Annotated in this window: 19 protein-coding genes and 4 tRNA genes; 13 read left to right on the top strand and 10 right to left on the bottom strand. The window is 52.9% G+C overall.

Features of this window, described 5'->3' with window-relative positions:
• Window positions 1-76: 76 nt before the first annotated feature.
• The gene (gene grxD, locus HZS79_RS06645; RefSeq protein WP_162220090.1) at window positions 77-427 is read right to left on the bottom strand and encodes a Grx4 family monothiol glutaredoxin; all 351 of its coding nucleotides are present in this window, start codon (window positions 425-427) and stop codon (window positions 77-79) included.
• A 220-nt stretch (window positions 428-647) separates the two neighbouring features.
• Between grxD and argF the strand changes: the two genes are divergently transcribed.
• Window positions 648-1,571 carry an ornithine carbamoyltransferase gene (gene argF / locus HZS79_RS06650; RefSeq protein ID WP_179927401.1) on the top strand — a complete coding sequence of 308 codons (924 nt, stop codon included), beginning with the start codon at window positions 648-650 and terminating at the stop codon, window positions 1,569-1,571.
• A gap of 120 nt (window positions 1,572-1,691) precedes the next feature.
• Here the strand turns inward: argF and HZS79_RS06655 are convergent.
• Window positions 1,692-1,767 (bottom strand) — tRNA-Ala (locus tag HZS79_RS06655).
• 193 nt (window positions 1,768-1,960) lie between these two features.
• Between HZS79_RS06655 and HZS79_RS06660 the strand changes: the two genes are divergently transcribed.
• From HZS79_RS06660 to nadB, 7 genes are all read left to right on the top strand, one after another.
• A complete protein-coding gene (locus tag HZS79_RS06660; RefSeq protein WP_162219353.1) occupies window positions 1,961-2,611 on the top strand; it encodes a response regulator in 651 nt (216 codons plus the stop codon).
• Window positions 2,612-2,657: 46 nt separating this feature from the next.
• Window positions 2,658-4,472: an excinuclease ABC subunit UvrC gene (gene uvrC, locus HZS79_RS06665; RefSeq protein WP_162219354.1), complete on the top strand. Its 1,815-nt coding sequence runs from the start codon at window positions 2,658-2,660 to the stop codon at window positions 4,470-4,472.
• A gap of 97 nt (window positions 4,473-4,569) precedes the next feature.
• A complete protein-coding gene (gene pgsA, locus HZS79_RS06670) occupies window positions 4,570-5,118 on the top strand; it encodes a CDP-diacylglycerol--glycerol-3-phosphate 3-phosphatidyltransferase (protein WP_162219355.1) in 549 nt (182 codons plus the stop codon).
• An 84-nt stretch (window positions 5,119-5,202) separates the two neighbouring features.
• Window positions 5,203-5,277 (top strand) — tRNA-Gly (locus HZS79_RS06675).
• A gap of 11 nt (window positions 5,278-5,288) precedes the next feature.
• Window positions 5,289-5,362 (top strand) — tRNA-Cys (locus HZS79_RS06680).
• 42 nt (window positions 5,363-5,404) lie between these two features.
• Window positions 5,405-5,491 (top strand) — tRNA-Leu (locus HZS79_RS06685).
• A gap of 396 nt (window positions 5,492-5,887) precedes the next feature.
• Entirely contained in the window at window positions 5,888-7,504 is a 1,617-nt protein-coding gene (gene nadB / locus HZS79_RS06690) for an L-aspartate oxidase (protein WP_179927402.1), read from the top strand.
• Here nadB and HZS79_RS06695 read toward each other — a convergent pair.
• Entirely contained in the window at window positions 7,481-7,879 is a 399-nt protein-coding gene (locus HZS79_RS06695) for a hypothetical protein (protein WP_246311426.1), read from the bottom strand. The genes nadB and HZS79_RS06695 overlap by 24 nt on opposite strands.
• On the bottom strand, window positions 7,839-8,132 hold the full coding sequence (locus HZS79_RS06700; RefSeq protein WP_162219357.1) for an FAD assembly factor SdhE: 294 nt from the start codon (window positions 8,130-8,132) through the stop codon (window positions 7,839-7,841). Before HZS79_RS06700 ends, HZS79_RS06695 begins: the two co-directional genes overlap by 41 nt.
• Window positions 8,133-8,338: 206 nt before the next feature.
• Between HZS79_RS06700 and HZS79_RS06705 the strand changes: the two genes are divergently transcribed.
• From HZS79_RS06705 to lapB, 3 genes are all read left to right on the top strand, one after another.
• Window positions 8,339-8,635, top strand: a complete 297-nt coding sequence (locus HZS79_RS06705) for an integration host factor subunit beta (RefSeq protein WP_030070297.1) — start codon at window positions 8,339-8,341, stop codon at window positions 8,633-8,635.
• Window positions 8,636-8,779: 144 nt separating this feature from the next.
• Complete coding sequence (locus HZS79_RS06710; RefSeq protein WP_179927403.1) at window positions 8,780-9,085, top strand: lipopolysaccharide assembly protein LapA domain-containing protein; 306 nt, start codon at window positions 8,780-8,782, stop codon at window positions 9,083-9,085.
• Window positions 9,086-10,282, top strand: a complete 1,197-nt coding sequence (gene lapB, locus HZS79_RS06715; RefSeq protein WP_179927404.1) for a lipopolysaccharide assembly protein LapB — start codon at window positions 9,086-9,088, stop codon at window positions 10,280-10,282. It abuts the gene before it with no gap.
• Between the two features lie 8 nt (window positions 10,283-10,290).
• Here the strand turns inward: lapB and pyrF are convergent, their stop codons facing one another.
• Window positions 10,291-10,992: an orotidine-5'-phosphate decarboxylase gene (gene pyrF / locus HZS79_RS06720; protein ID WP_179927405.1), complete on the bottom strand. Its 702-nt coding sequence runs from the start codon at window positions 10,990-10,992 to the stop codon at window positions 10,291-10,293.
• Between the two features lie 264 nt (window positions 10,993-11,256).
• On the opposite strand from pyrF, the gene HZS79_RS06725 reads away from it, so the two are divergent.
• Entirely contained in the window at window positions 11,257-11,541 is a 285-nt protein-coding gene (locus HZS79_RS06725; protein ID WP_162219361.1) for a ComEA family DNA-binding protein, read from the top strand.
• Window positions 11,542-11,664: 123 nt separating this feature from the next.
• On the opposite strand, the gene prpF is transcribed toward HZS79_RS06725, so the two are convergent.
• The 5 genes from prpF to HZS79_RS06750 form a co-directional block, all read right to left on the bottom strand.
• Entirely contained in the window at window positions 11,665-12,843 is a 1,179-nt protein-coding gene (prpF, locus tag HZS79_RS06730; protein ID WP_179927406.1) for a 2-methylaconitate cis-trans isomerase PrpF, read from the bottom strand.
• A 165-nt stretch (window positions 12,844-13,008) separates the two neighbouring features.
• The gene (gene acnD, locus HZS79_RS06735; protein ID WP_179927407.1) at window positions 13,009-15,648 is read right to left on the bottom strand and encodes a Fe/S-dependent 2-methylisocitrate dehydratase AcnD; all 2,640 of its coding nucleotides are present in this window, start codon (window positions 15,646-15,648) and stop codon (window positions 13,009-13,011) included.
• Window positions 15,649-15,681: 33 nt separating this feature from the next.
• Window positions 15,682-16,809: a bifunctional 2-methylcitrate synthase/citrate synthase gene (prpC, locus tag HZS79_RS06740; protein WP_162219364.1), complete on the bottom strand. Its 1,128-nt coding sequence runs from the start codon at window positions 16,807-16,809 to the stop codon at window positions 15,682-15,684.
• Between the two features lie 60 nt (window positions 16,810-16,869).
• Complete coding sequence (gene prpB, locus HZS79_RS06745) at window positions 16,870-17,766, bottom strand: methylisocitrate lyase (RefSeq protein ID WP_179927408.1); 897 nt, start codon at window positions 17,764-17,766, stop codon at window positions 16,870-16,872.
• A 43-nt stretch (window positions 17,767-17,809) separates the two neighbouring features.
• Window positions 17,810-18,553, bottom strand: a complete 744-nt coding sequence (locus HZS79_RS06750; protein WP_162219366.1) for a GntR family transcriptional regulator — start codon at window positions 18,551-18,553, stop codon at window positions 17,810-17,812.
• Between the two features lie 251 nt (window positions 18,554-18,804).
• On the opposite strand from HZS79_RS06750, the gene pabB reads away from it, so the two are divergent.
• Window positions 18,805-20,163: an aminodeoxychorismate synthase component I gene (gene pabB / locus HZS79_RS06755; protein WP_179927409.1), complete on the top strand. Its 1,359-nt coding sequence runs from the start codon at window positions 18,805-18,807 to the stop codon at window positions 20,161-20,163.
• Window positions 20,164-20,267 lie beyond the last annotated feature (104 nt).

The following is a 20,267-nucleotide window of genomic DNA, read 5'->3' on the forward strand; positions in this document are numbered from 1 at the left end:
CACCATTCTAGCGGCTGCGCTGCAGCCCGCCAACCGCCCAGCCCAAGAGACCAAGCGGTGTGGGGCAATAAGCGATTTATGCGTTGTCGCCGCTCTCCGCTGCGCCAGCACGCTGAGCGGCTTCTTTAATCAGCTTTTCAAGCTCGCCGCTTTGGTGCATCTCAATCACGATGTCGCAGCCGCCAACCAGCTCGCCTTCTACCCACAGCTGCGGGAACGTTGGCCAATTAGCAATTTTTGGCAGCTCGGCGCGGATATCTGGGTTGTCCAACACGTTAACAAAGGCAAAACGCTCGCCGCAGGCCATAAGCGCCTGGACTGTTTGCGCAGAGAAACCGCATTGCGGCAATTGGGGCGTGCCTTTCATGTAGATAAGAATAGGATTTTCGCTAATTTGACGCTGAATATTTTCGGCAGTCGTGCTCATGATGTGCTCCTAAAACAAGTGATGTTATCTAGCCAGTTTACGCAATTCATTAACTAGCTTTAACCCTACAACCGAAGATTACTGCGTATTGCTGTGTAAACGAATACTTGAGCAAACTACTCGGCCTTACCGTGTGGAGCAACATTCTACGCATGCCGAGTGCGTTGCGCATCCCCTGCCGCATCGCTAGGATAGTGTTTTTGCGCGGAGAGATATCATCATGGCGACACGCCATTTCCTAACCTTGCTGGATTTAACCCCAGATGAGCTGGCGTACCTGATTCAGCGTGCCATTAAGATCAAAACCGAGCTGAAGGCTAACGGCCCTGTTTATACGCCGCTGCCTAATCGCACGCTAGCGATGATTTTTGAGAAATCATCCACCCGCACACGGGTGTCGTTTGAAACTGGCATGGCACAGTTCGGCGGTCACGCGCTCTTTCTCTCCCCCCGCGACACTCAGTTAGGACGCGGCGAACCGATTGAAGACACCGCCCGCGTGCTGTCCGAAATGGTCGATGCTGTGATGATCCGCACCTTTTCACACGCAGGTTTGGAAGCCTACGCCAGCGCTAGCAGCGTGCCCGTCATTAACGCCTTAAGTGACGATTATCACCCCTGCCAACTGCTGGCAGACGTGATGACCTGGACCGAGCTGCGCGGCAGCGTAAAAGGACGTACAGCCGTTTGGGTTGGGGATGGCAATAACATGTGCCACTCCTGGATTAACGCCGCACGCCAATTTGGCTTTCAACTCCGCGTTTGCTGCCCGAAAGGTTATGAACCTCGTGCCGACATTATGGAAGCCGCTGGAGATTGCATCACACTACTTCACGACCCCCACGAGGCCGCCAAAGGCGCCGACTTGATCACGACGGATGTATGGGCATCCATGGGGCAGGAAGAAGAGCAGGCCAAGCGCGAAGCAGACTTTGCAGGCTTCCAGGTTACCGAAGCGATGCTTGATAGCGCACAACCTGATGTGCTTTTCCTGCACTGCTTGCCTGCTCACCGCGGTGAAGAGATTAGCCACTCTCTGCTCGACGACCCCCGTGCCGTCGTATGGCAAGAAGCGGGTAACCGCCTGCACGCCCAAAAAGCCTTAATTGAGTTTTTACTGCTTGGTAAAATCGCTGAGGAATAGCGCCGGAGAGTGCAAGTTTTTAATTGACGCACAATTGGCATAAAAAAACGCCTCGTTACTAGTAACGGGGCGTTTTTATGAATTCTATCTATGTAAATATAATATCTATGTAAATATAAATGGTGGAGCCTAGCGGGATCGAACCGCTGACCTCAACACTGCCAGTGTTGCGCTCTCCCAGCTGAGCTAAGGCCCCACAAGCCGCTCTCTTCCTACAAGCAGCGCCGAGATACTACGCCAGCCGTTTGCTTGGCGTCAAGCTAATGATGAACAAGCATCAACTAAATTCTCCTTTGATAACAGCTGTGGCACTCTATAGCGAGTAACGTTATAGCTAGCAATGTGGCCTTCGCCCACAACCACGATGATTACATGCAGGAGCCTGCGCCTTGATCAAAGTTTTAATCGCCGATGATCATCACCTGGTGAGGACCAGCATCGCCCACCTGTTAAACGAAGAGTGCGATATCAAAATCGTAGGCGAGGTTGACGATGGCGAAAGCGCAGTCGCGCAATGCCGTCGTTTGAAGCCTGACATTGTCGTGATGGATATTCGCATGCCAGGCATTGGCGGGCTGGAAGCAACACGACGCATTCATAGAACTATGGAAGACGTCAAAGTGCTCATTCTGACCGCTCATATGGAAGATAGCGCGCTACGACTCATGCTAGAAGCCGGCGCCTCAGGGTTTCTTAGTAAAGGAGCCGACACAGCGGAAATGACCGACGCTATCCGACAAGTGTTCCATGGCGGGCGCTTTGTCAGTAAAGAGATCGCCCAGCGGTTAGCGCTCTCACATTTTACCGACGAAAATAACCCGTTTAGCCACCTGTCACATCGCGAACTGCAGATTGCTCTTATGATCGTTAACTGCCAACGCGTCCAAGTGATCTCAGACCGTTTGCACCTTAGTCCAAAAACAGTGAATACCTACCGCTACCGGCTGTTTGAAAAGCTACAAGTTGCCACCGATGTAGAGCTTACCCACCTAGCCCTGCGCCATGGTTTAGTCGAGGGCTTTGACGCCATCATGGGATAGACCTACCATCGCTGCTTCTGCCGTCTAGAAGCGCCGATGCCCAGCTATGACTTTTGATGCCAAGCAGTTTTTAAGCTCCGTCAGTACCTCACCCGGCGTTTACAGAATGCTGGATGAGCAGCGCAACACCCTGTATGTTGGTAAAGCCAAGCGCTTAAAGGCGCGACTTGCCAGCTACTTCCGTGGACAGCTTAATACCAAAACCCAAGCGATGGTGGCACGGATTGCCGACATTCAAATCACCGTTACCCGCAGTGAAACCGAAGCACTGTTGCTAGAACAGACACTGATCAAAGAGCTGCGCCCGCCTTACAACATTCTGTTAAGAGACGACAAATCCTACCCGTTCGTGTTTGTAACCGACCGACACCCCTACCCCGCGCTTGAGTACAAGCGGGCGCGACAGCGTAAGGGAGATGGGCGCTACTTAGGCCCCTACCCGAGCAGCGGCGCTGTTAAAGAAAGCTTGACGCTAATGCAGAAAATTTTCCGCATACGCAACTGCGAAGACAGCGTATTCGCTCACCGCTCTCGGCCATGTTTGCAATACCAAATTCAGCGCTGTAGCGCGCCTTGTGTCGACTACATTTCAGCAGCGGACTACCGCCGTGATGTCGAGCATGCAGTGATGTGTTTGGAAGGTAAAAGTGAGCACGTCACCCAGCTTCTTAGCGAAGAGATGGAAACCGCCAGCCACGCACTGAATTTTGAAGAAGCAGCAAGGCTGCGCGACCAGATACAGCAGTTACGCCAGCTTCAGCAGCGTCAGTTTGTCGATAATGAGAGTGGCGATGCCGACGTTTTTGCGCTTGCCCAACGCCCAGGCGCACTAGGCATATCCATACTTAGCGTACGCGATGGCCGGTTACTGGGCGCTCGCCATCACACGCCTAAAAACGACCTGGACTTACCCCCAGAGATGCTGCTGACGGAGGTCGTTAGCCAGTACTATTTCGGACAGCCTCACAATGTGCCAAGCGAAGTGATTACCAGCCATCCACTTGATGACAGCGCGCTGATTGCTGAAGCACTCTCTCAACAAGCAGGTAAGCGCATCCGCGTGACCAGCCAAGTTCGAGGCCATCGCGCTCAGTGGCAGCACCTGGCCATGACCAATGCAGAACAACAGCTTGCATCGCAGCTTGCCAACAAAACACAGCTCACCCAGCGCTTTGAAGCGCTCCAAAAAGCGCTCGCTTTGGAAAAAATACCCGAACGCCTTGAGTGTTTTGACATTAGTCACAGCCATGGAGAAGCAACCGTCGCTTCCTGCGTAGTGTTTGATCATCAAGGCCCACGAAAAAGCGATTACCGTCATTTTCGGATTGAAGGCGTTGCCGCTGGCGATGACTATGCCGCTATGCAACAGGCGTTAACGCGTCGCTTGAAGCGCGTAAAGAGCGGCGAAGCCGTGGCTCCTGACATATTGATCGTCGATGGTGGCAAGGGGCAGCTGAACATGGCTCGCGGCGTATTAACTGAGCTGGAAGTTTCCAATATAATTTTGCTGGGCGTTGCCAAAGGCACTACTCGCAAAGCAGGGCTAGAAACGCTTTTTTTGGAAACGACCGACAATCCACTTCCCCTGGATCCTGCCTCTCCTGCGCTGCATCTAATTCAGCACATTCGCGATGAGTCACACCGCTTTGCCATTGCAGGCCACCGAGCTCAGCGTGATAAGGCACGCCGAACCTCAACGCTACAAGACATACCCGGCATCGGGCCTAAAAGACGCCGCGAACTCTTACGTTTCTTCGGCGGCTTGCAGGGTGTGCAGAAAGCCAGCCGTGATGAGCTTGCGCGTGTTCCTGGTATTAATGCGTCGCTCGCCGAAACAATTTACCAATCTCTGAATGGATAAACCTGCTGTTAACATGGATGCTAGGCACCAAGGGAGATAGAATGTCCCCCACGACACTCTGTCTCCCATGATTCTCCGGCAAGGATCGCGCCCTGCGATGAACATACCCAACATACTGACTCTGGCAAGAATCGCCTTCATCCCGCTACTGGTAGTGCTTTTTTATCTGCCATTTAGCTGGAGCATGCCTGTCGCTGCAGGCTTATTCGCCCTGGCATCCATCACCGACTGGCTGGATGGCTACCTAGCCCGCCGCTGGGATCAATCAACACCATTTGGGGCTTTTCTAGACCCTGTGGCAGATAAGCTGATGGTCGCCGTTGCGCTGGCCCTGCTGATTGAGCGCTTTGACACATGGGTATTAACGCTACCTGCCCTGGTCATTATTGGCCGCGAAATTGTTATTTCTGCGCTGCGTGAGTGGATGGCAGAGATGGGCAAACGTGGCACGGTCGCGGTGTCATGGATCGGCAAGCTAAAAACGACCTTACAAATGGTCGCCTTGCTCATACTGCTCGCCTTCCCACCTGGGCATCAATTAGCGCTACTGGGTATTGCGGTGCTTTACGCCGCAGCGATGCTTACGCTTTGGTCAATGGCACAGTACCTAAAAGCGGCATGGCCACATTTAAGTCGTTCAATGTGAGTTGCTCGCTACGCGACTGAACCTGAAGAGAAATTCATTAATTGACAAGCTCGTAGCGATGCGTATAATTCGCCCTCGAGTCAAGCGGGAATAGCTCAGTGGTAGAGCATCGCCTTGCCAAGGCGAGGGTCGGGAGTTCGAATCTCCTTTCCCGCTCCAATGACTTGTTAGGCTGGATGGCAGAGTGGTTATGCAGCGGACTGCAACTCCGTGTACGCCGGTTCGATTCCGACTCCAGCCTCCATTTTAAGTGTGGCGACGAATAGCACTATTCTTTCGATACACTGCCCGGATGGCGAAATTGGTAGACGCAAGAGACTTAAAATCTCTCGGAGGCAACTCCGTGCCGGTTCAAGTCCGGCTCCGGGCACCATATCCTGTATTGCCTTTCCTGTTTGTTACTGCAGACAGAGCTCGTTAGAGTTAACTCTTACAGACGCTCACCCCAATCAAACTCCCCCGATTACCTCTAACTCGATCAAACGAACTCCCTTGTGCGTATCGACTTTTGTTCGCATTAGTCTATGTTTGCTCAAATCTATGTTTGCTTAAATCTATGTTTGCTTAAATCTATGTTTATTCAAATCTCTGAATATTTTTGATATGTCCATACGCCTTTATCTATCCGCATTGACAGCGATTTTTTGATTGCACTCATCGCCAAGTGACAGCGGTCACGCTATGATGCCTCCCTTTGTTGTCTACAGCGTATGCTGTCTAAAGCGTTTAGCACCTACCGCGTTTGAATGTGAAAAGAGGAACCGGCCCCATGAGCACGCCAACATCCGACGTACTTATCATCGGCGGCGGCGTCGCCGGCTTAACGTTAGCCCTTGAAGTTGCTGACCACCTGTCGGTAACGCTAGTACGGCCAGCTCTAGATGACCAAGGAGCCAGTCGCTGGGCGCAGGGTGGAATAGCAGCCGTACTCTCGCCTGAAGACGATCTAGACGCTCATGTACGAGATACCCTCATTGCCGGCGACGGCCTATGTGATGAAGACGCTGTCCGCTTTACCGTCACTCATGGCCCCGATGCCATTCAGTGGCTAATCGATAACGGCGTACCATTCACTCCAGACCCAGACCCCAGTGCTAGTTATCCCTACCATTTAACACGCGAGGGGGGGCACAACGCGCGACGTATTATTCATGCCGATGACGCGACTGGTCGCGCGGTGGTCGACACGCTCTACCAAAAAGTTAGCGCCCACCCCAATATTATTCAGCGTAGCGACTTAACCATCCTGCACCTCATCAGCGATACCGCAGGCCACTGTGTTGGCGCGAGAGGCGTCGATCAACAGCATCATCAACAGGCACTTTTTGCGAAGCACACTGTTCTGGCAACAGGTGGTGCCAGTGGCCTTTATCGCCACACCACCACTCCCTCCCCCAGCAGTGGAGAGGGCATGATAATGGCCGCTGAACTGGGTGCCAATCTCATGAATCTTGAGTTTCAGCAGTTTCACCCCACCTGCCTGTTTGACCCAGAAGGGCCCGCTTTTTTAATTAGCGAAGCCGTGCGAGGAGAAGGCGGTTATCTACTCAATGAGGCTGGACACCGCTTCATGCCCGACATTGACCCTCGCGCTGAGCTAGCGCCTCGCGATGTCGTTGCCCGGGCCATTGATGCTCAAATCCAGCAAAGCACCCAAGGACATGTCTGGCTGGATATCAGCCACCTTAGAGAAACCGCTATTCGCAGCCACTTCCCCACCATTCTGGCTCACTGCATCTCTCGGGGAATTGATATTACGCGCCAGCCGATCCCAGTGGTTCCCGCAGCCCACTATAGCTGCGGCGGCGTTGCCACTGACCATCATGGCGCCACCCATGTCCCCAACCTCTATGCGATTGGTGAAACCGCTTACACTGGCCTACATGGCGCAAACCGTATGGCCAGCAACTCGCTACTGGAGTGCCTGGTCTACGCAAGAAGTTGTGCAAAGTATTTGTTGTCGCAGGCAAAGCATCCGCAGGCACAAGCCGAGGGCCTGCCGAGCACGCTTCTCGACGCAACACAGTCGCCAGAGCAGCAAAAGCACTCACTATCTTTAGCAGCCTTAAACAAGATACGTAGCGAGATGCGTTCCGTTATGAGCCAATATGTCTCTATCGTGCGTAGCCATCAGGGGCTATGCACCGCACGGGACAAATTGACCGAGCTTGAAACACAGCTTGATGAACTAGATGGAAGGCGGATACATCCAGAAAGCGTACGCCTACAACAAGCGCTCTGGCTTGCTCAGTTGACGGTTCTAGCTGCACTTCAAAGGAAAGAGTCGCGCGGGCTGCACTACACTACCGATTGGCCAGAGCGCCAGCACAATGCAACCGCCTCGCTGTTGTCGCTTAGCCAGTTATCGCCCAGGGCGATGGCATAAACGCCTCAACGCTCTTTGGCTCTGACTTGGCAAACTATCTGGCCACAGCCAAAGCCGTTGCGGCCCTATATAAAGCCCTATTAGCCATGGGCCGATGTAATCCGCATTAACAGGCTGCTCGTTGCCAAGTTCACCGCTTTGAGATAACCACTGGGCACTTATTTGATGATCACTTTTTGAGACGACTAACGCCCCCGTAGGCTGCTGACGATACTCTCGGCGCAACAGCAAAGCGGCGGCTCCCGCGATCAATATCGCCAACAGAGGGCTTAATAGCCACGCCGCAGTGGCGCATAAACTTAGCGCCAACGCAGCATGAAAGGCACATTGAATCTTAGAGCGTGCGATAAGCAGAGTTATCGGTATTTTCTGCATGTTCAACTATCATCTGCACAATGCGCTTTAATGATGGCTCCTCGGGCCATTCACGACGCATCAGCCATCCAAAAAGGTCTTGATCCTCCTCCTCAATCAAACGCTGATAAGCTAATTGGTCATCTTCACTCAGCTCATCAAAACGGTGCTCAAGAAACGGAATCAGCAGTAAGTCCAGCTCCCACATGCCACGACGGGAATGCCAGTAAAGGCGCTTACGCAGTATGGCTGCAGGGGAAGTATCGTCGTTCAACGCAAGCCTCTCCAGATATAAAAATGAGGAGCCAGTATACCTAAGCCACAGGGTCGCGCCAGCGCCTCGCATCGCCTATGCTGATATTCATTCTAGTACCTTGTTTTATCTGAATTGTTTTATGCTGTTATGCGCAGTATGCTGATTCTGTTGTTATCGAGGTCGCAAGCGCGTCACGGCCTTTAAAGTTCGCAGGGAGCCAACCGATGACCAAGTCTGAATTAATCGAACAAATTGCTATGCGTCAACCGGAGCTATCCGCCAAGGAAGTTGAAACGGCGGTACGTATCATTTTAGACGATATGACCGATGCTCTTGCCAGTGGAGGGCGAGTTGAAATCCGTGGGTTTGGTAGTTTTTCGCTACATTACAGGGAACCGCGTACCGGGCGTAACCCCAAAACGGGTGATCCCGTCGACTTAGATGGCAAGTACGTGCCGCACTTTAAGCCGGGCAAAGAATTACGTGAGCAGGTAGACGCAAGCCGCGCGCTTGGCTACTAGCAAGCTAATAGAGACTCTGCACACTCGGCGTCGTTAGTAACGTGATTATTTATAATCACGTTATCCGACTTTCTGCGGGATGACGCCACGCTGCGACTCATACACAATAGAGCTATTATGAATGTCACTGACTAGGAAACTCTCATGCGTTGGATCAAAGGGCTGATTCTGGCCGTCATATTGCTGGTTGTTCTACTGGTAGGCATTTTATTTGCCGTCAACAACCAGCAAACTATTGCCTTGAACCTGATCTGGGCAGAACTGCCTCCCGTCTCTCTCTCTGTATGGCTACTCGCCACGTTAGCATTGGGTGTCGTCTTGGGTATGCTCGCCATGCTAGGCGTGTATGTTCGGCTGAAAGCGCGGCTAGCACGCAGTGAACGCCATAATAAGCAGCAGCGCAAAGAGTTGGACCGCCTTCGCACTCAGGAGCTCAAGGAACTAGCTTAAATGCGTGATGCCGTGCTGCTAGGCGTACTGTTGGCAGCCATTGCCATCGGATTTGGTTTGGGCGTTCGCTACACCGCCCGACGTCTACGCACCCATACTTCTCGCTCTACAGACTTATCGAAAGAGTACTTCGTCGGGCTTAATTATCTGCTTAACGAGCAGCCCGACGAAGCCATCAATACGTTTGTCAATGCCCTGGATATAAATAGCGACACGGTAGAAACTCACATTGCCTTAGGCAAATTGTTTCGAGCACGCGGTGAAGCGGATAAAGCCGTTAGCATCCACCAAAACCTACTCGCTCGCCCTGCCCTATCCACCTCCACCAATGAACATGTGCAGCTTGAATTAGCGCGTGATTTTGTGGCGTTAGGCGTTCATGACCGTGCGCAACGGTTACTGCAAACATTACTAGACCAGTCCGCCAATGACACCTACCGCGAGGAAGCCAAACGGCTCTTGATTGACTTATTAGAGCGTGAAAAAGGCTGGCTGGATGCCCTTGATGTGGCTCAATCACTGTTCAAGCAGCAACCCGGCATGCGTCGCCCAGCTGCCCACTGGCTATGTGAACTTGCCCAAGAGGAAATTCATCAAGCCAGTCGAGCACTGGCTCGCAAACACCTTAAAAAGGCGCTACAACTGGATGAGCGATGTGTCCGCGCGACATTACTACTCGCCGACTTAGAAATGGATAATGGTCATTACACGCGAGCGATCGAGCGACTAGACCATATCCCTAACCAGGATATCGCCCATATCCCAACCATGCTGCCGGCACTTCAGCGCGCCTACGAGCGCAACGACGATATCCAAGGCTTTGAAACTCACCTGTATCGATTGCTAGGCCAAGCGCCCTACACCAGTATCATTATCACCTTAGGCGAACTCATCCACCATCGGGATGGTGTGGATTGCGCCATTGAGCGCACTGGCGAATGGCTCAGGGAAGCCCCTAGTCTTGGCGGGCTAGACTATTTAATCGACCTCTACCATGAAAGCCACCGCTTAAGTGGAAGAGCGCTCCCCGATACACGCCTGTTGCTATTAAAACACCATACCAATGCGCTGCTAGAGGGCCGACCGCGTCACCGTTGCCGCCGCTGTGGTTTTTCCAGCGACAGCCTCGCCTGGCAATGCCCTAGCTGTCGTCGCTGGGGCACCATTAAACCCATTACCGGCGTCGATGGTGAGTAACCAAACCGTTAGTTAGACGCAAGTTCAGCATCAATAGCGGCCAGTGCTGCCATGGGGTCTTCTGCCTGGGTGACCGGACGCCCAACCACCAGATGTGTGCTACCGGCACGCATTGCATCGCTAGGGGTCATAATGCGCTGCTGGTCATTGGCAGCAGCAAAACTAGGCCGAATACCTGGCGTCACTTTCAAGAAATCAGTGCCACAAAGCGTTTTGATTTGCGCAGACTCTTGGGCGGAACAAACAACACCACTCAGGCCGCTCTGCTGGGTTAATGCCGCTAAACGTAACACATGCGCTTCTGGGGTAGCTCCAATGCCTGTTTCGCTTAGATCGTCGGCTTGCATGCTGGTGAGTACCGTGACAGCGATGAGGTGGGTGTGTAAACCGTTGTCATCTAAGCGTTTAACCGCCGTTTCCATCATCTTACGCCCACCAGAAGCATGCACGTTAACCATCCACACACCCTGCTCGGCCGCCGCCTGCACCGCGCTCGCCACCGTATTGGGAATATCATGAAATTTTAAATCTAGAAAAATCTCAAAACCACGCCCATGTAACGCTTCCAGCACTGCTGGGCCACTGCGGGTAAATAGTTCTTTGCCTACCTTTACGCGGCAGCGCTTAGGGTCTAACTGGTCTGCCATACACAGTGCTGCATCCAGCGAAGGGTAATCCAAAGCAATAATCAACGGGGAATCAGTAGCCACTACGCTTAACTCCATTTTTCATTTCAAACATTATACCAGCCAACTCCTACTCACTGTGTAAGCGATTAACCATTTTCACATGGTTAAAATCTTACAAACTCTATCGTTAATGGCTTACAGAACTCTCCTCTAAAACGTATTAATTTAGTCAAAGCAAAGGGCGAAGAAGAGAGACTCTCACCTTTTGCGTATGCAAACCGCCGCAATGCATAAGTGCGTAGTCAGGAGCGGCGACTCCAGGGAAAACTAAAGAGGATATCAACAATGAAAACAATGCTAAAAGGACTGTTGGCTGCACTATTACTGAGCTTAAGCTTAGGGGTATCAAGCATCGCTATGGCACAAAACATAGCCCCCATTAATATCAATACGGCTGATGCTGAACTGCTTGCCGAACTACCGGGCATCGGACCAAGCCGTGCAGCCGCCATTATTGAAGAGCGCGACAATAATGGGACGTTTGTGGATGCCGATGACCTCACCCGCGTGAGCGGCATTGGTCCTGCCACTGTTGATCAGATGCGTGACCAGGTCACGGTTAATGAGTGAGTAACGCGGTTAATGAATAAGTAGATAAGCCAGACGTTACCTACAAAACTCACCGCCAAATCAAGTGATACAGCCGCCTGGGAAACCCTCAAGCGGCTGTCATGTCTAGCACACTATGGTCGATCAAAAGCTATCGCCAGGTATCCGTACAGAGCCCTCCATTAACACCCGCGCACTTCGGCTCATGACGGCTTGATCAATCTGCCAACGCCCATCCGTCAGGCTGGCTTTTGCACCGACACGCAACGAGCCAGAAGGATGCCCAAAGGTAACCGCTTCGCGCTCCTCACCACCTGCGGCTAAATTTACTAACGTGCCCTGAATGGCTGCCGCCGCGCCAATAGCCACCGCTGCGGTACCCATCATTGCGTGGTGCAGCTTGCCCATTGAAAGCGCCCTTACCACAAGGTCAATGTTTTCCGCGCTCACCGCTTTGCCACTCGATGCCGTATAGCTGGCAGGTGGAGCAACGAAGGCCACCTTAGGCGTATGCTGTCGGCTAGCCGCTTCATCAACGTGCTTAATCAACCCCATACGCACTGCACCGTGAGCACGAATAGTCTCGAACATGGCAAGCGCTTTGGTATCGCTATTAATCGCATCCTGAAGTTCACAGCCGGTATAACCAATATCCTGGGCATTAATAAACACGGTGGGGATACCTGCATTAATCAGCGTTGCCTTCAGAACGCCTACCCCTGGCACCTCTAAATCATCGACCAGATTGCCGGTTGGGAAAATGGCTCCCTCACCATCCGCAGGGTCCATAAAGGCTACAGGGATCTCAGCGGCAGGAAAGGTCACACCATCTAGCTCAAAATCACCGTTCTCTTGTACCTGCCCATTAACAATAGGCACTTGAGAGACAATGGTTTTACTGATATTGACCTGCCAAATGCGCACTTCAGCGACACCGTTTTGCGGTATTTTGGCGGGATCAACTAACCCATTGGCTATCGCGTAAGGACCTACTGCTGCAGATAAGTTGCCGCAGTTGCCACTCCAATCCACAAATGGCTTATCGATAGAGACCTGGCCAAACAGGTAGTCCACATCGTGATCCGGCGACTCGCTCTTGGAAAGAATGACGGTTTTACTAGTGCTGGACGTCGCTCCTCCCATCCCATCGATCTGTTTCTCATAGGGGTCTGGGCTACCAATCACCCTCATCAGCAGCCTATCCCGCGCTTCTCCCGGCACTCTAGCTGCCTCGGGTAAGTCATTTAGGGTAAAGAACACCCCTTTACTAGTGCCACCTCGCATATAGGTGGCGGGAATACTGATTTGCGCAACATGAGACATAAACAACGCTCCCTAACCATTTTCGATGACGATGCCTAATGACCATGCTCAATGTCGTTTCTCAATGACCATGTTCACTAACCGCATGCCGAAAAAAGAGCCCGGCGCTTAGCGACGGGCTCCTTCATTAATCGCCTTGGCGCACCACGTTACACGCCTGCTTGGCTACGCCGTGGTGGACTCAAGAAAGTCCTGGGCGAAACGCTGCAATACCCCACCGGCAGAGTAGATTGTGACCTCTTCGGCAGTATCAATGCGGCAAATCACTGGCACCCGTTCAGTCGTGCCACTTTGACGATGAATAATCAGCGTCAGCTTGGCTCCCGGCTGCGGCACACCTTCTACGTCGAAGACTTCCGTACCGTCCAGCGCTAGGGTTTTCCGTGTGGTGCCCTCTTCAAACTGTAGCGGCATCACCCCCATACCAATTAAGTTGGTACGATGAATACGCTCAAAGCCCTCGGCTACTATGGCTTCCACACCCGCCAGGGCAACGCCTTTCGCCGCCCAGTCACGCGAGGAACCCTGACCATAATCCGCACCGGCAATGATGATCAGCGGCTGCTTACGGGCCATATACGTTTCAATGGCTTCCCACATCCGCGTAACGGTGCCCTCAGGCTCAACACGTGCCAATGACCCCTGCAGAACATTACCCTGCTCGTCGTGCACCATTTCATTGAACAGCTTGGGGTTGGCCAACGTCGCCCGCTGGGCGGTTAAGTGGTCGCCACGATGGGTCGCATAGGAGTTAAAATCCTCCTCGGGCAGGCCCATTTTATCCAGGTACTCGCCTGCTGCGCTGTCCAGCATAATCGCGTTAGAGGGGGACAAGTGGTCGGTGGTGATATTGTCCGGCAAAATCGCCAACGGACGCATACCTTTCAGACCACGTTCGGCAGCCATATTGCCTTCCCAGTAGGGCGGGCGACGAATATAGGTACTCTGGGGCCGCCATTCGTAAAGCGGGCTTACCTGGGCGCGGGCGCTCTTGTCGAGGTCAAACATCGGAATATAGGTTTGGCGGAACTGCTCAGGCTTCACCGACGCCTTCACAATCGCATCGATTTCGCTATCGTCGGGCCAGATATCTTTCAGCGTGACGGGGTTACCGTCATGGTCGGTACCCAGCACGTCTTTCTCAATATCAAAGCGAATAGTGCCCGCAATCGCGTAAGCAACCACTAATGGCGGCGATGCCAAAAATGCCTGCTTAGCATAGGGGTGAATGCGCCCGTCAAAGTTACGGTTACCGGAAAGCACCGCCGTGGCGTACAGATCACGATCGATAATCTCTTCCTGAATCGTCGGGTCTAAAGCGCCAGACATACCGTTACAGGTCGTACAGGCGTAGGCCACGACACCAAAACCAAGGTTTTCCAGCTCATCCATCAAGCCAGCTTCTTCTAAGTACATCTTGACGGTTTTCGAACCCGGCGCCAGCGACGACTTTACCCACGGCTTACGGGTTAACCCTAAGCGATTGGCATTTCGGGCAATTAAGCCTGCTGCCACCATGTTGCGCGGGTTAGAGGTATTCGTACAGCTAGTAATAGCGGCGATGATGACCGCGCCATCCGGCATTCTGCCCGCTTGCTCGTCGGCACGTGCTTTATCCAGATCAATTGCAATACCGCGCTGGGCAAGCTCCGAAGTAGGCAAGTGAGCATGAGGATTGGAAGGCCCTGCCAAAGTGCGGGTAACGCTTGAAAGATCGAAGCGCAGTATCCGCCCATACTCGGCAGTTTTTAGACTATCGGCCCACAGCCCCGTGTGCTTGGCGTAGGCTTCGACCAGGGCTATCTGTTCATCTTCACGACCCGTGAGCTTCAGGTAATCAATGGTTTGGTTATCGATGTAGAACATCGCCGCCGTGGCACCATACTCCGGCGTCATGTTGGAAATGGTCGCCCGATCACCAACGGTTAACGCGTCGGCACCTTCTCCGTAAAACTCCAGGTAAGCACCGACTACTCGCTCTTTGCGTAGAAATTCAGTAATCGCCAATACCATATCGGTACTGGTGATGCCTGGCTGCAGTTTGCCAGAGAGTTCTACACCGACAATATCCGGCAGGCGCATCATCGAAGCACGGCCCAGCATTACGCTTTCCGCTTCAAGGCCGCCAACACCGACGGAAATGACGCCAAGCGCATCGACCATTGGCGTGTGGCTATCGGTGCCTACGCAGGTATCTGGGTAAGCAATACGCACGCCTTGTTCATCAGGGCGGCACTGCACCACCGGCGACATTTTTTCCAGATTGATCTGGTGCATAATGCCGTTGCCCGGTGGAATCACATCGACGTTCTCAAAAGCCACTTTGGTCCAGTTAATAAAATGGAAGCGGTCATCGTTACGGCGATCTTCCACCTGACGGTTTTTCTCGAAAGCGTCTTTCTCGAACCCAGCGTGCTCAACAGCCAATGAGTGATCAACGATCAGCTGTGTAGGCACCACAGGATTCACTTTAGCCGGATCACCGCCCTTCTCAGCAATGGCATCCCGTAGGCCAGCGAGGTCGACTAACGCGGTTTGCCCCAGGATGTCGTGGCACACGACGCGTGCCGGGTACCAGGGAAAATCCAGATCCTGCTTACGCTCGATAAGCTGCTTCAGTGCATCAGTTAACAACGCAGGGTCGCAGCGTCGAACCAGCTGTTCGGCTAACACCCTGGAAGTATAGGGCAGCGTCGCGTAGGCGCCGGGCTTGATATCTTCAACGGCTTGGTGCGCATCGAAGAAATCTACCGGAGCGCCTTCTGCTGTCACGCCTGGCAGCGGCTTGCGATAATTCGTGTTCATAATGCCTCTCACTTAATCACGGCCCGTTAAGGGTTAGTCACGCGCTTCGATGGGCACCCACTCGCTCTTCTCAGGGCCAGTGTAGTCGGCGCTGGGGCGAATAATGCGGTTATTGGCGCGCTGCTCAAATACGTGGGCTGCCCAGCCCGTCAAGCGGGACATCACGAAAATCGGCGTGAACAGCTTGGTCGGAATATCCATGAAGTGGTAAGCACTGGCATGGAAGAAGTCCGCGTTGCAAAACAGCTTCTTCTCACGCCACATGACGTCTTCACAGCGCACAGAAACGGGGTAAAGCACGCTGTCGCCTACGTCATCGGCAAGCTTCTGCGACCACTCTTTGATGATTTCATTACGCGGGTCTGACTCGCGGTAAATCGCATGACCAAAGCCCATGATCTTCTCTTTACGCTCAAGCATACCGAGCATTTCGCGCTCGGCTTCTTCCGGCGATGCCCAGTTCTCGATCATTGCCATAGCCGCTTCATTAGCACCGCCATGCAACGGGCCCCGCAGTGAACCAATCGCACCGGTGACACAAGAGTGCATATCGGAAAGCGTCGAGGCACAAACCCGCGCCGTGAACGTTGATGCATTAAACTCATGCTCGGCGTATAGAATCAGCGATACGTTCATGACCCGTGCATGTAACTCAGAGGCCGGCTCACCGCGCAGCATATGCAGGAAGTGACCACCTACCGAGGCATCATCGGTTTCGGTATCGATGCGGACACCGTCGTGGCTGAAACGGTACCAGTAGCAAATAATCGAAGGCAGCACCGCTAACAGACGATCAGAAACATCCTGCTGCTGGTCAAAGCTCTCTTCCGTTTCCAAGTTACCCAGCATGGAGGTGCCTGTGCGCATCACATCCATCGGATGCGCATCTTTGGGAATTTGCTCCAGCACGGTTTTCAGGGCATCGGGTAAACCGCGCAGCCCCTTCAGCTTGGTGATGTAGCTATCAAGCTCGGCTTGGTTGGGCAGCTTGCCTTTCAGTAACAAATACGCAACTTCTTCAAACTTCGCCTTCTCGGCCAGCTCTTTAATATCATAGCCACGATAGGTTAATCCGGAGCCCGTTTTACCCACCGTACACAGCGCTGTTGAACCAGCGCTTTGTCCACGAAGTCCTGCGCTGTTTTGTGGTTTATCAGCCATGTCGTGTCTCCTGTTAGCTCTTTTTATATGTTTTAGTATTGATGATGGTATCAACGGCTATTAAGCGTCTTTCTGCTCAGCAAATAGCGCATCGAGCTTTTGCTCGAAATCGTGATAATTCAAAAAGTCGTAAAGCTCATCGCGGGTCTGCATAGTATCAACCACGTCTTTTTGATGACCGTTATCCAAAATGCTCTGATACACCTTTAATGCGGCAGCATTCATGGCGCGGAATGCAGAGAGCGGATAAAGCACCATGCGACAGCCCACCTCGCCCAGCTCCTGCTGAGAGAACAGCGGTGTTGCGCCAAATTCAGTGATGTTGGCCAGAATCGGGGCATTCACGCGCGAACAGAATGCACGATAGTCATCCAGTGTGTGCACGGCTTCGGCGAAGATCGCGTCTGCTCCCGCTTCCACGCAGGCGTTAGCGCGCTCGATGGCAGCGTCTAAGCCCTCTTTCTGGAACGCGTCGGTACGCGCAATCAGATAAAAATCAGGATCTAATTTGGCATCTGCCGCGGCCTTAATGCGGTCAACCATTTCCTGCTGGGACACAATGGCTTTATTAGGGCGATGACCGCAGCGCTTTTGAGCCACTTGATCTTCTAGGTGAACGGCAGCAACGCCTGCGCGCTGCATCTCTTTAACGGTACGCGAAATATTAAAGGCACCGCCCCAGCCCGTGTCGATATCCACCAACAGCGGAAGGTCGGTAGCACCGCAGATACGGTGTGCATCTTCCACCACGTCATTCATGCTGGTCATTCCCAAATCCGGCAAGCCAAAGGAAGCGTTAGCCACGCCACCACCCGACAGATAAATCGCTTGATGTCCCACTCGCTCGGCCATCATCGCGGTATACGCGTTAATCGTGCCTAGAATCGGTAGTGGGCGGTTCGCTTCTAGTGCAGCACGAAAGCGAGCACCTGGCGTGAGAATAGATGAGGTGGACATTGGCGTTGCTCCTTTAAAAGGCTTGGCGGATAGGCGTATCGAACTAATCCGCTGATGACGTTGATTGTTGTTCAAGAATGGCGGCATAGCGGTCGGCGACGTTTGCCCGAGAAGCGCTTACGTGGCGTCGCATCAGCAACTCAGCCAACTCGGCATCACCGGCTTCAATGGCATCCACAATACGGTGGTGCTCTACAAAAGCGAGCTGGGGTCGCTTACCGCTGGCACTAAACTGAGTGCGATAAAGACGCACTAAGTAGTAGAGGTCATCGCAAAGCAGGTTCATCAGCATTTTGTTGTGGCTGCCTTGCACAATGCGATAGTGAAAGTCGAGATCACCTTCGCGCTGGTAGTAGGCTTCGCCACGTTTGAGGTCTGCCTGCTCTTCATGGAGTGCAAGCACCTCTCGCAGCCCTTGAATTTCTTCGGCAGACATATGCTCTGCAGCCAAGCGTGCTGCCATACTCTCAAGCGCTTCGCGCACATCAAACAACTCAAGCAGCTCTTTCATCGAGAGTTTGACAACCCGTGCGCCAACGTGAGGCACACGCTCAATTAGGCGGTGCGCCTCTAAACGCCGCATGGCTTCGCGCAACGGCCCGCGAGAAATACCGTAGGTTTTAGAAAGTCCCGGCTCGGTAATTTTGCTGCCCGGCGCCAGCTCTCCACGTACAATAGCGTCTTGAAGCTGATGAAATACCCGCTCAGCCAGTGTTCGGACTTCAGGCGAGATCTGGTCACTGGGCGTATCAGCAGTAGATCGAGAAAGCGTAGTCAGTGAGGTCATGGCTAATTGTCGACAATTATGGGGTAGAAGAACTTTAGCCTGCCATTTTTGTGTCGTCAACTAGTCAAAATGCTCGATTTTATTCGCCTTTCGTGTAACGTCACGTTTCACCCCCACTTAAATGTCAACAATCGCCCCTTTCCGTTCATTATTTTTTACCAACCGTGAGAAATGCGTCGGTGTACTCTACTGGTGTCATCGATTAACGACCTCTAAAATGCATGGCCCCCCACTGGCCAGGCGTTTGCTTCATGACATCGGCGTTGACCATTAAAGCCCTGCCCTACTCTCCTGACCCACTGGAGACGTTTTCCTGTTTGCGACAACGCCCAGGGGCAGTACTGCTGGATAGCGGTCGCCCAACAGCGAATGGGCGCTACGACATCATTAGTAGTGATCCGCTAGCCACACTGGAAGTTATGCCTGACGGCCAAACCAACTTCACGTCAGCGCAGCTTGAGCTCCCTGCGGCACTTACTGGCGATATGACCGCCCAGCAACAGTGGATGCTTGAGCAGTTGCCCAGCGCAGACATACCCAGCGAGCTACCATTTTTAGGTGGCCTGATTGGCTACTGGAGCTATGACCTGGGACGCAATAACCTCGCGATTCCTAGCCGTCACCCCAACGTGACCAATCTGCCATTAGCACGCCTGGGGCTTTACGACTGGTGCATTACCTTTGATCACGAAATGCAAACCGCGTGGCTCATAGCGCCAACGACTCGCCAGCAAGCGGTTTTAAAATGGCTTGCTCAGCCTTCTACAAGTCCCTATAAAAGCTTTCAATTAACCAGTTCCTTCCAGGCTGAACTTAGCCAAGCGGATTACACCGAACGCTTTGATGCTGTTCAGCGCTACATTCGCGCTGGCGACTGCTATCAAATCAACCTTGCCCAACGGTTTACAGCGCGCTACGAAGGCGATGAATGGCAGGCATACCTACGCCTACGAAAAGCAACACCGACGCCCTTCTCAGGCTTTATGGCATGGAAAAACCAGGCGGTGCTCTCGCTTTCCCCCGAGCGCTTTATTCAATGCCGAGACGGGCTGGTGGAAACCCGTCCAATCAAAGGCACACGGCCAAGGGGTAAGTCGCCGGAAGAAGATATCGCCCTAGCAGAACAGCTATTAAGTAGCACCAAAGACCGCGCGGAAAATGTCATGATTGTAGATTTGCTGCGCAATGACTTAGGGCGGGTATGCGCTCCAGGGTCTATCCGTGTGCCGCAGCTGTGTCAGTTAGAGAGCTACCCTAACGTGCATCACCTGGTGAGCGTGGTACAAGGGCAGCTTGCCAAGCATCGCTCGCCACTTTCCCTGCTAACGGCAGCTTTTCCCGGCGGCTCTATTACTGGCGCGCCCAAAGTACGCGCCATGCAGATAATCGATGAACTCGAACCCTGCCAGCGCAGTGTCTATTGCGGAAGCCTGGGCTACATTGATACACGGGGCAGTATGGATACGTCGATTGCAATACGTACCATGGTGGCAGATGCAGGTACGTTACATGTATGGGGCGGTGGTGGACTGGTCGCCGATTCCAAGGCAGAAGAAGAGTACACAGAGACGCTGGATAAAATTTGCCACCTTATTGGCGCTTTGGAATAAAGAATAAAATTCTTAAATCAAAAAGAAATATAAAAGCCAAACCAAACGGTATTGGGGCTGAGCCCCTTCCCTTTGATAGCCTAGTGTCATACTCGACCTTGTAA

The organism is Vreelandella zhaodongensis, assembly GCF_013415115.1.
Taxonomy (GTDB): domain Bacteria; phylum Pseudomonadota; class Gammaproteobacteria; order Pseudomonadales; family Halomonadaceae; genus Vreelandella; species Vreelandella zhaodongensis.